This is a genomic window from Streptococcus sp. VTCC 12886, from assembly GCF_049893425.1.
Lineage (GTDB): Bacteria > Bacillota > Bacilli > Lactobacillales > Streptococcaceae > Streptococcus > Streptococcus suis_AA.
In genome coordinates, this window is record NZ_JBMVJB010000044.1 from 1 (window position 1) to 14100 (window position 14100).

General features: G+C 40.9%; 15 protein-coding genes and 1 pseudogene. 2 read left to right on the top strand and 14 right to left on the bottom strand.

The genetic code is table 11. The features are described from left to right. Positions 1–643 precede the first annotated feature (643 nt). From ACPC57_RS10530 to pnp, 6 genes are read right to left on the bottom strand one after another with little or no spacing between them, the layout of a single operon-like run. The gene (locus tag ACPC57_RS10530; protein WP_130555549.1) at positions 644–1048 is read right to left on the bottom strand and encodes a Mini-ribonuclease 3; all 405 of its coding nucleotides are present in this window, start codon (positions 1046–1048) and stop codon (positions 644–646) included. Continuing rightward, positions 1041–2384, bottom strand: a complete 1344-nt coding sequence (cysS, locus tag ACPC57_RS10535; protein ID WP_434065981.1) for a cysteine--tRNA ligase — start codon at positions 2382–2384, stop codon at positions 1041–1043. The genes ACPC57_RS10530 and cysS overlap by 8 nt, the downstream gene beginning before the upstream one ends. A 10-nt stretch (positions 2385–2394) precedes the next feature. Then, on the bottom strand, positions 2395–2580 hold the full coding sequence (locus ACPC57_RS10540) for a hypothetical protein (protein ID WP_277837410.1): 186 nt from the start codon (positions 2578–2580) through the stop codon (positions 2395–2397). After that, complete coding sequence (locus ACPC57_RS10545; RefSeq protein ID WP_277845265.1) at positions 2574–3347, bottom strand: nucleoside phosphorylase; 774 nt, start codon at positions 3345–3347, stop codon at positions 2574–2576. The genes ACPC57_RS10540 and ACPC57_RS10545 overlap by 7 nt, the downstream gene beginning before the upstream one ends. Positions 3348–3387: 40 nt before the next feature. After that, the gene (gene cysE, locus ACPC57_RS10550; RefSeq protein WP_217374588.1) at positions 3388–4005 is read right to left on the bottom strand and encodes a serine O-acetyltransferase; all 618 of its coding nucleotides are present in this window, start codon (positions 4003–4005) and stop codon (positions 3388–3390) included. A gap of 55 nt (positions 4006–4060) precedes the next feature. After that, positions 4061–6280, bottom strand: a complete 2220-nt coding sequence (gene pnp / locus ACPC57_RS10555; RefSeq protein WP_434066926.1) for a polyribonucleotide nucleotidyltransferase — start codon at positions 6278–6280, stop codon at positions 4061–4063. Between the two features lie 201 nt (positions 6281–6481). On the opposite strand from pnp, the gene ACPC57_RS10560 reads away from it, so the two are divergent. Next, positions 6482–7009, top strand: a complete 528-nt coding sequence (locus ACPC57_RS10560; RefSeq protein WP_434066927.1) for a GNAT family N-acetyltransferase — start codon at positions 6482–6484, stop codon at positions 7007–7009. Between the two features lie 106 nt (positions 7010–7115). Here ACPC57_RS10560 and rpsO read toward each other — a convergent pair whose 3' ends face one another. The 8 genes and pseudogenes from rpsO to ACPC57_RS10600 form a co-directional block, all read right to left on the bottom strand. Beyond that, complete coding sequence (rpsO, locus tag ACPC57_RS10565) at positions 7116–7385, bottom strand: 30S ribosomal protein S15 (protein WP_024391455.1); 270 nt, start codon at positions 7383–7385, stop codon at positions 7116–7118. Positions 7386–7536: 151 nt separating this feature from the next. Further along, a complete protein-coding gene (locus ACPC57_RS10570; RefSeq protein WP_434066928.1) occupies positions 7537–7887 on the bottom strand; it encodes a hypothetical protein in 351 nt (116 codons plus the stop codon). A 77-nt stretch (positions 7888–7964) separates the two neighbouring features. Beyond that, complete coding sequence (locus tag ACPC57_RS10575; protein WP_277837415.1) at positions 7965–9242, bottom strand: uracil-xanthine permease family protein; 1278 nt, start codon at positions 9240–9242, stop codon at positions 7965–7967. A gap of 218 nt (positions 9243–9460) precedes the next feature. Beyond that, positions 9461–9934, bottom strand: a complete 474-nt coding sequence (locus ACPC57_RS10580; RefSeq protein WP_434066929.1) for a DUF6773 family protein — start codon at positions 9932–9934, stop codon at positions 9461–9463. Then, complete coding sequence (locus ACPC57_RS10585) at positions 9915–10133, bottom strand: helix-turn-helix transcriptional regulator (RefSeq protein ID WP_174846672.1); 219 nt, start codon at positions 10131–10133, stop codon at positions 9915–9917. Before ACPC57_RS10585 ends, ACPC57_RS10580 begins: the two co-directional genes overlap by 20 nt. Before the next feature lie 176 nt (positions 10134–10309). After that, positions 10310–10785 (bottom strand): annotated as a pseudogene (locus ACPC57_RS10590) (hypothetical protein). A 238-nt stretch (positions 10786–11023) separates the two neighbouring features. After that, entirely contained in the window at positions 11024–11788 is a 765-nt protein-coding gene (locus ACPC57_RS10595) for an aspartate/glutamate racemase family protein (protein ID WP_434066930.1), read from the bottom strand. A gap of 119 nt (positions 11789–11907) precedes the next feature. Then, positions 11908–13215: a nucleobase:cation symporter-2 family protein gene (locus ACPC57_RS10600; RefSeq protein ID WP_434066931.1), complete on the bottom strand. Its 1308-nt coding sequence runs from the start codon at positions 13213–13215 to the stop codon at positions 11908–11910. Positions 13216–13426: 211 nt separating this feature from the next. On the opposite strand from ACPC57_RS10600, the gene ACPC57_RS10605 reads away from it, so the two are divergent. After that, positions 13427–14008, top strand: a complete 582-nt coding sequence (locus ACPC57_RS10605; protein WP_024396644.1) for a xanthine phosphoribosyltransferase — start codon at positions 13427–13429, stop codon at positions 14006–14008. Positions 14009–14100: the final 92 nt, after the last annotated feature.

Below are 14100 nucleotides of genomic sequence, written 5' to 3' on the forward strand. Positions count from 1 at the left end.
TTGACGATTTATCCTTAGATAAATCACCCTGCACGTTTGGTTCGTCTTCTTTAATTTTCAAAGGTCTTGTCGTTGTCACGTCCTTGCGACAACTATCTTAGTATATCACTTCTTCAAGGTCTTGTCAATACTTTTTTGAAACTTTTTTTCGTTCCCTTTGTATCGATCGCCCTCAAGAGACAACTCAATTATTCTATCATCTTCAATTACTATTGTCAACTACTTTTTCAAACTTTTTTCGTTTTTTTTTAAGCTGACTAGTCTTGCGAGACAACTCAATTATTCTATCAAATATTATCCATCATTGTCAAGTAGTTTTTCCTGTTTTTTTCACTTTTTTATTTTTAACGATTCAGTAAATCGTCTAGAGTTGAAAAATCAGAGTGTCATAGCAAAGATTATATTCAGTGACAATTCAATAAACAGTGGTTATATATTAACTTTTTTATAGGTAATGGAATGTAGGAATTAGAGTAATCATTGTTCATGTCTACTGGTTGAAGCTAGAGCTATGTTTGTTTCTTATTTTACGGTGGTAGAAGTATGGTTCTACTAGAGAATTTCAGTTAGCAGGGAGAGTAAATTCTGTTCAAAATCTTATCTGATAAAAAAAATAGAAGACAATCTTATCAGACTATCTTCTTTATATGGATTTGTTTTCTACTGTTTCAATACACCAAGAGATAAGCTCATCGAGTCGTTCAAATTGATTTGTCATATGGAGATAGCCCAAAACTGCCTCAAAACCTGTAGACATACGATAAGTCACAATATCTGCATTTTTAGCCTTTGTATGGCTATTTGCATTACGACCTCTTCGATAGATTTCTTCTTCTTTCTCATTTAATAGCTGAGCTTCTAAGAGAGCTACGATAAGACTGGCCTGTGCCTTTGCCGAGACGTATTTATTTGCTTCACTGTGTAATTTGTTGGGCTTGGTTAATCCCTTGAATATCAAATGTCGCCTGATATACATAGAATATACTGCGTCACCTTCAAAAGCAAGAGCGATTCCGTTGATAAGGTTCACATCAACTACACTAGTCACGTGTCCACCTCACGCCATCTTTTGTATCTAATAATTTAATCCCTTGCTCCGCCAATTCATCCCGAATACGGTCCGCTGTTGCAAAGTCCCTATTGGCACGCGCTACTTGCCGCTCCTCAATTAAGGCTTCAATCTCACTGTCTAAGACCTCTTCCTCAAAGACAATTCCAAAGACTGCCAACATTTTTCCAAAAGCTTCCTTGACAATGGCATCATAGTTTCCAGAGTTGATCCATTTGGCAAAGTCGAAAATTGCTGTAATGCCATTTGCAGCATTAAAATCATCATCCATTGCGGTCTCGAACGCCGCTAAATGTTTAGCCAATACTGTGTGTTCAGACACATTCAGCACTGGTTGAGTATAGGTGTTTTTTAAGTATTTTAAATTAGTTTCCGCATCGGAGATAGCTTTCTCCGTGTAGTTCAATGGTCGGCGGTAGTGCTGAGTCGCAAGGAAAAATCGTAAAACTGGTCCATCAATTTTCTCCAACATATCATGTGCAGTTAAAAAATTCCCCAATGACTTGGACATTTTTTCATCATTGATATTGAGCATGGCATTGTGCATCCAGTAATTTGCGAATGTCTGTCCTGTTTTACATTCTGATTGGGCAATCTCGTTGGTATGGTGCGGAAACTCCAAGTCTGCTCCGCCACCATGAATATCTATGGTGTCTCCCAATATCTCTGTTGCCATAACCGAACATTCGATATGCCATCCTGGACGCCCGTGACCCCACGGACTTTCCCATGACACTTCTCCTGGCTTTGCTGATTTCCACAAGGCAAAGTCAAATGGATGTTCTTTCAACTGCCCCTCTCCATCGACACGCCCAGATGCTCCAGCTTCTAAGTCTGACAAAGTTTTATTGGCCAAACGGGCATAATTCCTTGCCTTTTCAACACGGAAATAAACATCGCCAGAAGCTTCATAGGCGTACCCCTTGTCAATCAAGACCTGCACAAAATCAATGATTTCATCCATGTAGTCAATAACACGAGGATTTTTGGTAGCTGGTTTGACACCTAACTTTGCCACATCTTCCTTGAAAGCTGCGATAAACTTATCAGAAAGTTCCTTTGTTGTCATACCAGCTTCATTTGCAGCCTTTATGATTTTATCATCCACGTCCGTAAAGTTAGAAATGTAGGTCACATCGAACCCACGGTATTCAAAATAACGGCGGATGGTATCAAAAGCTACCACACTTCGTGCATTACCGATATGAATATAGTTATAAACCGTTGGTCCGCAAACATACATTTTAACCTTACCTTCTTCCAAGGGCACAAAGTCACGCAAACTGCGGGTCATGGTATCGTAAATTTTAATCATAGTTTCTCCATTACTTCTGAATATTCTTTAGGACTTGATACTTTTGATATAATTTTACTAGCCAATAAGCTGTCGCTGCCAACCAGATCATCCCAACCTGCCAATTACCTTGTGAAAATTTAAGGATAAACATGATTGTCCCAGCAACGGCGGTCAACACATAAGGCCAATTTTGTCTTACTAATTTTTTTAACATGATCTACTTTCTAATTTTCTTGCAATCGCCATGGCCACTTCAAAGAAGGTCATACTGTCAGCCGTCCGTTCCTCTCGACGGACATCCCATTCATTTTTGTGGTGATCCACATAGTCTGCCGTGTAGAAAAATTGATAGACCTTGGCCTGACGAAAGTTTGCCCAGGCCATGATAGCAGAGGCCTCCATATCGACCACCATGGCACCAGCGGCTAGGCGTCGTTTAACCTTAGCTGCTGTTTCTCTATAAAATGCATCTGTCGTCCATGTCTTAGTCCGAACATGTTCAATTCCTGCTTGATCCAAGGCTTCTTCCATGGTCAATAATAGTTCCGAATGATAGCTAATCTCATCACTGGCTGGTGCATAATGATAACTAGTTCCCTCATCACGTAAGGCTGAACTTGGTAGAATAATCTTATCTACTGCAATAGACCGATCCAGTACTCCACAAGTACCAAATACAATAAAATTTTGAAACCCTTTGGCTTTCAATTCTTCTAGGTTCCCAACAATCATAGAAGCTCCAATTGAGGCTAACATGACACCAACTCTCACTCCACTTTCTTCATAAATATACCATGGCAACCGGCCATTTAGATTGTGAAGAGCTCCACCCTCATATACATTTTCTAACTCGGCAACTCTCTTAATGATTTCTCCATTAAATGACAGAATTAAGGTATTACAGGTTTCACCACCACCCCGAATAGAGGTATCTGTCGGTTCAATGACCGCAGAGGTATTTTCAAATTCTTCTAGTAGCATTTTCCCTCCGAATCTTGTACCTTAAACCTATAAATCAACTCTACAAATGTGAGGAGCGATGGCTAGCTTCTCTCAGTTCTGCTAGCTTGGTTGTGTAGTATTCACGACCGCCTTCCATATCATGAATGGCTTGCTCATCTTTTTTCCCATGAACACGGACAATTTTAGCAGGCATACCGACAACTGTCACATCTGCTGGAACATCTGCTAAGACAACAGCAGCAGCACCTACTTTCGCATTTTCTCCGATTTCAACTGGGCCAATCACCTGGGCATGAGCAGAAACGAGTGCCCCTTTTCGAACTGTTGGATGGCGCTTCCCTGTATCCTTCCCTGTTCCTCCAAGAGTTACTCCATGGTATAACATTACACCAGATTCGATAATTGCAGTCTCACCAATTACCAATCCTGCACCATGATCAATAAAGACTCCCGAGGCAATTTCTGCACCTGGATGAATTTCAATATTGGTCCAAAATCGCCAAAACTGACTGTGCATCCGAGCTAATAATTTAAAACCATTTTGCCACATCCAGTGAGAGAGACGATGAGCAGCCAGTGCCTTGACTCCTGGGTAGGTCAAAAGGACTTCCAAGGAGTTCCGTGCCGCCGGATCTTTTTCTTTTACAATTTCTATGGTATCCTTCCACCAACCCATGACTTCTCCTTCTAGCGAGAAGACAAGTCCATTTCGGGACTTGCCTACTTCACCATTATTTTTTATCTACTTTATGAAATTTAAATTCACCAAAGTTATTATCTTTTTTCTCTTTGTGTTCTTTATGACGACTAGGTTTTTCTGGACGTTCACGTTTTTCTGGTTCCACGTAGCCTTCTGGTTTTGGTAGAAGGGCTTTCATAGAAGCATCAATACGTCCCTTATCATCAATTTTTATCACCTTAACATCTACAACATCGCCAACCTCAACCAAATCTTCTGGTTTATTGACACGTGTCCAAGCCATTTCAGAAACGTGGACGAGGGCATCGGTCTTGTCAAAAAGGTTGACAAAGGCACCGAATTTCTCCAAACGAACCACTTTTGCTTGGAAGACTTCGTCCACTTTTGCTTCACGGACAAGACCAGCGATGATTTCTTTTGTGCGCTCAATTGCAGTACGGTCTGGTGAGAAGATCGCCACAAGACCATCCTCGTCGATATCGATTTTCACGCCAGTTTCTGCAATAATCTTATCGATGGTTTCACCACCCTTACCAATAACAATCTTGATTTTGTCCACATCAATCTTGATAGTGTCAATCTTCGGTGCAGTTGGTGCCAAGTCAGGACGAACTTCTGGGATAGTCGCTTCGATGACATCAAGGATTTCAAAACGTGCCTTCTTAGCTTGTGCCAAGGCTTCTTCCAAGATTTGTGGTGTGATACCGTCAATTTTAATATCCATTTGAAGGGCTGTGATACCGTCACGAGTACCAGCTACCTTGAAGTCCATGTCGCCGAAGTGGTCCTCAAGACCTTGAATATCGGTCAAGACGGTGTAATTGGTACCGTCTGAGATCAGACCCATAGCAATCCCTGCAACGGGTGCCTTGATTGGCACACCACCTGCCATAAGGGCAAGGGTACCAGCTGTGATAGATGCCTGTGAAGAAGAACCGTTTGACTCTAAGACTTCTGCCACCAAGCGGATAGCGTAAGGGAAGTCTTCCAAGCTAGGCAAGACTTGCTCAAGAGCGCGCTCACCTAGAGCACCGTGACCAATCTCACGACGACCTGGTGCACCGTAACGACCAGTTGAGCCAACTGAGTATTGTGGGAAATTGTAGTGATGCATGAAGCGTTTCTTGTACTCATCATCCAAACCATCGATGATTTGGGTTTCACCCATTGGTGCCAAGGTCAAGACAGAAAGGGCTTGCGTTTGACCACGGGTAAAGAGACCTGAGCCGTGAACATTTGGCAAGAAGTCTACTTCTGCATCCAAAGGACGAATCTCATCAACACGGCGACCATCTGGACGGACCTTGTCTTCAGTAATCAAACGACGAACTTCTGCATGCTCCATGAGTTCCAAGATTTCATGGACATCACGCATGATACGGTCAAATTCTTCGTGCTTAGCGTATTTTTCTTCGTAAGCTGCGATGACAATCTCGCGAACGGCATTGGTCGCATCTTCACGGGCCAATTTTTCTTCAACCTGCACCGCTTTTTTCAAATCGTCATTGTAAGCTGCAACAATCTCAGCCTGCAATTCCGGGTCCACTTGAAGAAGCTCCACATCTGCTTTTTCCTTACCAACTGCTGCCACGATTTGATTTTGGAAATCCAAGAGTTCTTGAATGGCCGCATGACCTTTCAAGAGTGCTTCCAACATCACTTCTTCTGATAATTCTTTGGCACCCGATTCAACCATGTTGATAGCGTCTTTGTTACCAGCAACTGTCAATTCTAAAAGGGATGCTTCTTGTTGAGCTTGATCTGGGTTAATAATCAATTCGCCATTAACATAACCAACCTGAACACCAGCAATTGGGCCATTGAATGGAATGTCTGAGATCGCTAATGCCAATGAGGAACCAAACATGGCTGCCATTGGAGCAGATGCATCTGGATCATAAGAAAGCACTGTGTTAATGACTTGAACTTCGTTACGGAAACCTTCTGCAAACATTGGACGAATCGGACGATCAATCAAACGAGCTGTCAAAGTAGCATCCGTCGATGGACGTCCTTCCCTCTTCATCCAACCGCCAGGAAATTTACCAGCAGCATACATCTTTTCTTCGTAGTTAACTTGGAGAGGGAAGAAATCACCAGTTGCCATTTTCTTAGACATAACAGCTGCAGTTAATACTGTTGAATCTCCATAACGAACAACTACTGCACCATTGGCTTGTTTGGCAACCTGACCAGTTTCAACGACTAGTTTCTTGCCAGCAAAAACCGTTTCAAATACTTGTTTTGACATGAATTGTCTCCTGTTTTTTTCTGAAATTTTTCTTGCGTGTTTTCTACAAAAGACAATCAAACAGCTTGTTTCACTCTCTTTTGCACAAAACCACGCTTAAACTTTATTTTATCATATTTTAGAGAGAAATAAAGGCCTGAAACTATTTTTAACAAGAAAACATACTCATGATAAACTATTCAAAATAGTTGGAGGTAGAAAATGGAAACTTGCCATCTTGTAGTTCCTAGTTTAAAATGGAAGAACCAAATCTTAGCCTATAAAGAAGCATTTAGCAATGAACATCTTCATGGTGGTGGCAAACTGCAACAATTTGAAGCAGTTAAGGAATGGATAGAACACATTAAAGCAGTGTCATCTTATGGGACAAGTCATACAGAACGTTCTCCTTCTTCTACATTTCTTTGTATTCGTGAAATGGATCAACAGATGGTTGGCATTTGCAATATCCGCCATCATCTCAATCAGGAATTTTTGGTCCATATCGCCGGTCACATCGGCTATTCTATTCACCCAGAAGAGCGAAGAAAAGGCTATGCGACTGAACAACTACGACTTGCCCTGCTGGAAGCTAAGAAATTGGGAATTGCCCAAGTCTTAATCACCGCTGCAGATTGGAATATTGCCTCTCAAAAAACCATCCATGCAAATGGTGGAGTTTATGAGGATACCCGTATTGACCCTAATAGTAGCGAGCGTATGCTCCGATATTGGATTGAAAATTTGTAATATAAAAACCCGAAAATTGAGTAATAAATTGCTTTTAGAATCGAAAAAAACACAGCTCAGTATACAAGATACTGGTGCTGTGTTTTTTTGTTTCTATACCAGCTAATTAACGACGCAAGCCAAGTGAATTGATTAATTCGCGGTAACGGTTAACGTCTGTGCGGCGGAGGTATGCCAACAAGTTACGACGGCGACCGATTTTTTTCATCAAACCACGGTAAGTTGCGTGGTCTTTTTTGTGTTGTTTGATATGGTCGTTAAGGTGGTTGATTTCCCAAGTAAGTACTGCTACTTGTACTTCAACTGAACCTGTATCGCCTTCATGACGCGCATATTGTGCCATGATTTCATTTTTTTTCTCTTTTGAGATTGCCATAATGTATACTCCTTTTTATTGAGCTCAATCCGAGTGACAGGTTGGCGACCCGTGACCAAGAAAAAGCTAGATTTGTCCTTTTGGACCTTATCCATTCTATCAAGGAACGGTGCTTTTGTCAACTGATTTGAGCAATTGCTAAGCTGCTCTGCTATCTCTCCGAAAGACCTGTTTGAACTGCTTCAATTAAGTCGTTTTTCCATATTTCAATCGCATCTACATGCAAGGCAAAATCAAAATCCTTGAGATTCACTTGAACCTGCAATCTGTCTTTTTGGTAACGAGCCATCAGCACGATTTGATCCAACCCTTGCCCCATATACCAATAGATAGCTTCTACACTTGGATTGTCCACAACATCTGCCTGTATTCTGACCGCAACTTCATTTAAGCTGACTGAACTAGTATCAAAAATACGACCATATTCGTGGTCTGCCATTACATCTGTCTCATACCAAATATGAAGAGTGTTGCTATACATTTCTTTTGCTAATTCTTTCATGAGCTTCACCTTTTTCCCTTTACTATACCACAATCCAAAAAAAAGCCAGCCTGAGCTGACTTCAAAATTGAGTGTAATTACTTGGCTTTTTCAGCTTTGGGCAAAATGAGGTTAAGGATAATTCCAACGATTGCCGAGAGGGCTGTTCCTGAAAGGGTAATTGCACCAATACTCAGAACTGCACCACCAAGTCCTAATACCAACATAGAACTTGCAACAATTAAGTTACGAACTTGACCGAAATCTACTCGACTTTCAATCAATACTTTCAAACCATTTGATGCAATAACACCATATAGTAAGATGGACATTCCCCCGAGAACGGCACTTGGAATGGTAGAAATGAGAGCTGTAAATTTACCCAAGAATGAGAAAGCAATTGCAATCAAAGCAGCATTGCGAATAACCGATACTGACGCGATGCGAGTCATACCGATAACCCCTGTATTTTCTCCATAAGTCGTATTGGCAGGACCCCCAATTAAAGCTGAAACAGCTGTCGCTACACCATCACCAATCAAGGTACGACTGAGACCTGGGTTTTTCAAGAACTGACGACCACAGATTTGGCTGAGAACTGTATGGTCACCGATATGTTCAGCTACAGTAACTACAGCAATTGGTAAAATAGCAACCATCTCAGGTCCGAAGTAAAAATTATACGATTTGAATACACCTGTTTCAAATGGTAAATAGAATCCTGGCAACTCAAACCATGCTGCTTCGAGCACAGGTGTGAAATCCACCAGACCAAGCAAGAGAGCAACAATATAACCACCGATGATGGCAATTAAGAATGGAACAATCTTGGCGAAGCCTTTCCCTTTGGTATTGACAAAAGCTGCGATCAAGAAAGTGACAATGGCTACAACAACATTTTTCCAGTCACCATCCGCCACAAAACCTGCAGAAGTAACTGCCGAATTGGCAAGACCAAGACCGATAACGATAATCATAGGCCCAATAACCACGGGTGGTAATAGAGTATCAATCCATTTTGTACCAATGGCTTTGACAAGCCCTGCAATCAGTACATAAATCAGACCAACAAAGAAAATACCTGTTTGTGCTGCTGAGACATCTCCGCCCATTTCTTTAATAGCTAAGGCCATAGCTGAAATATAAGCAAATGAAGAACCAAGATAAACCGGTACTTTAAATTGAGTAGCTACTTGGTAAATCAGGGTGCCAATACCAGATGCAAATAGGGCCACGGATACGGGCATTCCCAAAATCAAAGGCACTAAAATCGTTGCACCGAACATGGCAAACACGTGTTGGAAACTAAGCAAAATCCCTTGAAAAGGAGCTGGTTTCTCATGGACATCAAACAAAAGGTTGGCTTTTGTAGTCATCATTCTCCCGCTCTGGGTACACAAAAAGACCCAGACTTTCTAAATTTACATAGTCATAGGCCCTTAATGAATTATCCTGTTGTCTTTCTCACCTCACGGGATGAGTTTAAAAACCTACGCTTTTTTCATTGTATCATAATCATTCGGATTTTGGCAAGGAATTTTAAAAATTTTTATTTTTTAGGAAAATGGCAGAGCGAGAATAAGAACTCGATTGCTTATTCGAGTTCATCTACCAGATCTTTTTCCACCTGCTTCTGACGGTACTTATTCGCCCAAGAGAGAAGATTCGCCAGTAAGAAAATGAGACTTGTGATAGAAAGAAAGAATATCAAAATCACCGCCCAAAAATGCCAATCCCAGACACCAGAATAATGCTGTCCATAGGTCTGGTAGTTGGTCCAAGCCATTAAGATAGTTGTACCAACGATTACCCCTCCTAAATATAAGTAACCTTGCCAAGAAGTTCCCCGTTCCATATCAAGCCCCTTCCTCCAATAACCGTAAAAGAGATAGACTGAAACTACCACCATGGCAAACAGTTCAAAAACATAGGTTTCAAACGGCCATTTTAAGACCAGGCTCTTGATGAGAAATGAGAGGGGCAAAAGAAAATTCATGGTCCTGCCTACCCAGGCAAAGACTTGGTTTTCTTCTTGTCGAACACGCTCATCAGTCACAATTTTTTTCATTAGTTGGTTCCTCCCAAAATAATTGATCTAAACTTTTCCCTAAACAGTGGCAAATTGATAAACAAAGACTTAGACTGGGATTATATTTTCCCGCCTCAATCAGACCGATGGTCTGGCGGGTCACTCCTATAGCTTCCGCCAAGCCCCCTTGGGTCATATCTTTTTCCACACGCGCTAACTTTAAACGAAGATTTTTCATGCCATAGCCATCCTCCTGTACATTTTTATAACTTCATTATACACTATATTTTTCATTATGCAATATATATCTCACACTTTGTCTTCTTTTTTCAAAAAAAGAAGACAAAACCGCCTCCTTAAAATATATATGCACCTCTCCGCTTATTCTACACTCTTAATCCGTCTCTTGATTTTCTAGCTAAATTCGACCATTCGTCGTTTTTCTTCTGGCCAGATTTTAGTCACACGATCCAATGCGATAATAAAAATAACCACAACTGCATAGTCTTTTGCACTATTAATCACACCTAATTTTTCCAAAATGGTCAAAAGTAGGTAAAAACTGAATAAGATGGCCGTTTAGGAAGGGCCAATAAGAACTCAATCCCAGCCTTATATCCCAGATAAATTTGCCGATTGAGACCCTTGGCGTTTTCCAATCGACGATTGAGAAAAGTGCGGATTCGTTTGTAAAACCAGTCTGAGGTGAAAAACAGGGATTGAATAGCTATGGCGATATAGGCCAAATTATTGGCATGTTCTGAATCCATGTCAAACACTCTAGCAAAAATATAGGTCCAGTCACCATTGTCCAGACAGATAATGATTGAAAAATAAACTACTGCTCCAGCTACAAGAATCAGGGGCACAGCGCGAAGGTATTTAAACATTGACATGCTCTACTCTATTTTTTCTATTATCAACCATAAGAACAAGTAAGTCAAGAACTTCATATTTGGGCTAAATTTTCCTTCTATCTCTCCTTACTCAGAATGACTGGCAATAGGATATAAGTTCGTTCCTTGAAACCAATCCTCGACTCTATGTCAGACTGGGGAGAGTGGTACCATGACCAACAAGCTGAATAAGCAAGAACTCCGACTAGATGTTTCTAATCGGAGTTTTCTGTTACATATATCCATAAAATTCTCTGCGAACGACTGCTGAATGGACCCAGTTAATCAAAGTAGTAAAATCAAAAACCGGTAGTCCTGTTTCTCTATGAAGGGTTGCTGCATAGGGTGGCAGGTCACTGCATTCCAGCAAAATGGCACCAATTTCTGGGTGATTGGCTTGCAAATCCTGAACAACTGCTACTAAGTCTGACTTCAAACGCCCGTTGTCCAAAAATGGCTTGTTGTAACGAATTGGAGCGAAACTATCCAGACTACCTATCTCTTTGACAATACAGTCTGAAATGGAAGCGTTGGCTTTGGCGAAAAAGTCTGCACTCGCTCCCTCACCATCTGCTACTAGTACCGCAATTTTCTGGTCTGGTTTGAGTCCCATTTTAATCAAGGGAATTTGAAGCACACTAGACAAATAGACAGGAACTGCTACAGCATCTCGCACCTGCTCCTGAAAATGGTTAAAGTAACCACAGGCGCCTACAATGGCTCGCACACCCTTTTTCTCTAACTTCTTAGCTGCCTCAATGACCATTCCCAACAATTTCTCCTCACCATTGAACAGATACTCAATTTCCAAAACAATATCCTCATAGACAACTGGAAAAGAAAAAGTAGTCGCGTTGGCTACATTACCCGGCAACTTGACATAGTTAAAATCAATAGTGATAATCCCAATCGAAAATCCTGCTACAGAGGCATTTTGTACCTGATAGAACTGATTCAATTGCCCAGCTTGCTCAATACTTGCTCTAAAGTGTGTCATTTATACCTCCTTTTCACCATTAACTATTAGTATACCAAAAACCAAATTCTCTCGGCCAATACTAATAAATTATGACTATCTATAGGAATAGACTATCACGAGGATAGCCTATCTGAATATTATTTTTCTTTTAAAACCATGTTCAAAATCAGTGCAGCTAAGGTACCTGTAGAAATCCCTGAAGATAAGACCATTTGTAGCGCTGACGGAAGATGGCTCAACAATTCTGGACGTACCGTCACACCGATACCAAGCGCAAAGGCAATAGAAATAATCAAGAGCTCACGGTCACCAATTTTTACAGTTGCAAGCGTCTTAATCCCTTGAGCAGCGACCAAACCGAACATGATAATTCCAACACCACCAAGAACAGGATGAGGCATGATGGAAATCAAGGCAGACAATTTTGGAAAGACACCAAGTAAAGTAAGAATAACACCCGCAATAATCATGACATGACGACTAGCAACTTTTGTTAAGGTAATGAGACCAACATTTTGTGAAAAGGCCGTATTTGGACCTGCTCCAAAGATACCAGCAATCAAGGAACCAACGCCATCTGCCAGAACACCATTTGCTGCCCGCTCAGAAGAAATTTTTTGGTTAGATGCTTCTCCAATTGCCATCATAATCCCTACCGTACCTATCAAGGATACAACATAAGCAGGAATAAAGGCCAAAATCGAAGATAGGTCAAATTTTACACCGTAATGGAAAATTTTAGGAAGAGCAAACCAGGCTGCTTCTCCAACAGCAGACATATCTACTTTTCCAAGCAAAATACAGAGGACATATCCAAAGACCATACCGAAGAAGACTGACGCTGTTTTCAGCATTCCTTTACCATAATGATTCAATGCCAAAGTAAAGACCAAGACGATAAAGGCGATACTGATATTTTCAACAGAGGCATAATCTGTAGCTCCAGCACCACCAGCTGCCCAATCCATACTCACTGGCATGAGGGTAATACCGATGAGGGAAACAACGGTCCCTGTAATCAATGGTGGAAAGAAACGCATCAAGGGTTTCACAAAACGACTCAAAACTATTTCAACAAATGAACCCGCAATGGTTGCACCCACGATACCAGCAATTCCCAATTGGCTACCAACACTGATAGCTGGATTGGCAAAGGTAAAGTCCGTTCCCATCATTCCAGAGACACGTGAACCTACCGGGCCAACACCTTTAGATTGCAAAATAGTTGCAATCCCAGCAACAAAGATTGAGGCCGATACCATAATAGAAGTATCTTCTACTGATAACCCCAAAGCACTTGCAACGACAAGTGGCACCGCGATGATGCCTGCAAAAGCTGCTAAGATATGCTGAAAAGCAAGCAACACAGCCATGCCTTTTGGCGGTTGTTCATCAATTCCATAGAGCATTACTGTTGAATGTTCATTTGTTGTTTTCTGAGACATTGTTTCTCCTTTTTTGTTCCTAAATAATATTTTTTAGTCTATCATAAAGATTCGCTTATTTCAATACAATCTACGATATTTTTTTGTTTACGTTCGCCTTTTGGTCGTTTAACGTGTTTTTTTACATGTTTTTATAACAATAATTCGTTTATCGTTTTGCTTATGATAAAAAATGCTATAATACACCAAGGAATCATTTGGAGGAAGAATTATGAAAATTTTGGAAGAACGTATTTTAAAAGATGGTCAGGTGTTAGGAGAAAATATTTTAAAAGTTGATTCATTCCTGACCCATCAGGTTGATTTTAAATTGATGAAAGAAATGGGACAAGTGTTAGCAGAAGCATACCGTTCTAAGCAAATTACAAAAGTTGTCACTATTGAGGCATCCGGCATTGCTCCAGCTGTTTATGTCGCTGAAAGTTTAGATGTGCCAATGATTTTTGCTAAAAAACATAAAAATATTACGATGACAGAAGGAATCTTGACATCTGAAGTCTACTCCTTCACCAAGCAAGTAACCAGCACCGTTTCTATTGCTAGCAAGTTTTTGTCGCCGGAAGATCGGGTTCTAATCGTTGATGATTTTTTGGCCAATGGACAAGCAGCAAAAGGCTTGATTGATATTATCCAACAGGCTGGTGCTCAGGTAATAGGAGTTGGTATCATCATCGAAAAATCCTTCCAAGACGGACGTCAACTCTTGATAGATGCAGGTGTCCCTGTTACTTCACTCGCTCGTATTGAAAAATTCCAAGATGGTCAGGTTGTTTTTGCACCTGCGGATATTTAAAAAGACTTGCTTCCAAAATTGAACCGCACCCCAAAAGTTAGACAGAAAAAATCTAACTTTTGGGGTGCTATTTTTATGAAATTGAGCTATGA

Coding starts and splice junctions, on each gene's coding strand:
- cysS (WP_434065981.1), bottom strand. CDS start 2,384: ATGATTAAAATTTACGATACCATGACCCGCAGTTTGCGTGACTTTGTG.
- ACPC57_RS10540 (WP_277837410.1), bottom strand. CDS start 2,580: ATGTTAAAAAAATTAGTAAGACAAAATTGGCCTTATGTGTTGACCGCC.
- ACPC57_RS10545 (WP_277845265.1), bottom strand. CDS start 3,347: ATGCTACTAGAAGAATTTGAAAATACCTCTGCGGTCATTGAACCGACA.
- cysE (WP_217374588.1), bottom strand. CDS start 4,005: ATGGGTTGGTGGAAGGATACCATAGAAATTGTAAAAGAAAAAGATCCG.
- pnp (WP_434066926.1), bottom strand. CDS start 6,280: ATGTCAAAACAAGTATTTGAAACGGTTTTTGCTGGCAAGAAACTAGTC.
- ACPC57_RS10560 (WP_434066927.1), top strand. CDS start 6,482: ATGGAAACTTGCCATCTTGTAGTTCCTAGTTTAAAATGGAAGAACCAA.
- rpsO (WP_024391455.1), bottom strand. CDS start 7,385: ATGGCAATCTCAAAAGAGAAAAAAAATGAAATCATGGCACAATATGCG.
- ACPC57_RS10570 (WP_434066928.1), bottom strand. CDS start 7,887: ATGAAAGAATTAGCAAAAGAAATGTATAGCAACACTCTTCATATTTGG.
- ACPC57_RS10575 (WP_277837415.1), bottom strand. CDS start 9,242: ATGACTACAAAAGCCAACCTTTTGTTTGATGTCCATGAGAAACCAGCT.
- ACPC57_RS10580 (WP_434066929.1), bottom strand. CDS start 9,934: ATGAAAAAAATTGTGACTGATGAGCGTGTTCGACAAGAAGAAAACCAA.
- ACPC57_RS10585 (WP_174846672.1), bottom strand. CDS start 10,133: ATGAAAAATCTTCGTTTAAAGTTAGCGCGTGTGGAAAAAGATATGACC.
- ACPC57_RS10595 (WP_434066930.1), bottom strand. CDS start 11,788: ATGACACACTTTAGAGCAAGTATTGAGCAAGCTGGGCAATTGAATCAG.
- ACPC57_RS10600 (WP_434066931.1), bottom strand. CDS start 13,215: ATGTCTCAGAAAACAACAAATGAACATTCAACAGTAATGCTCTATGGA.
- ACPC57_RS10605 (WP_024396644.1), top strand. CDS start 13,427: ATGAAAATTTTGGAAGAACGTATTTTAAAAGATGGTCAGGTGTTAGGA.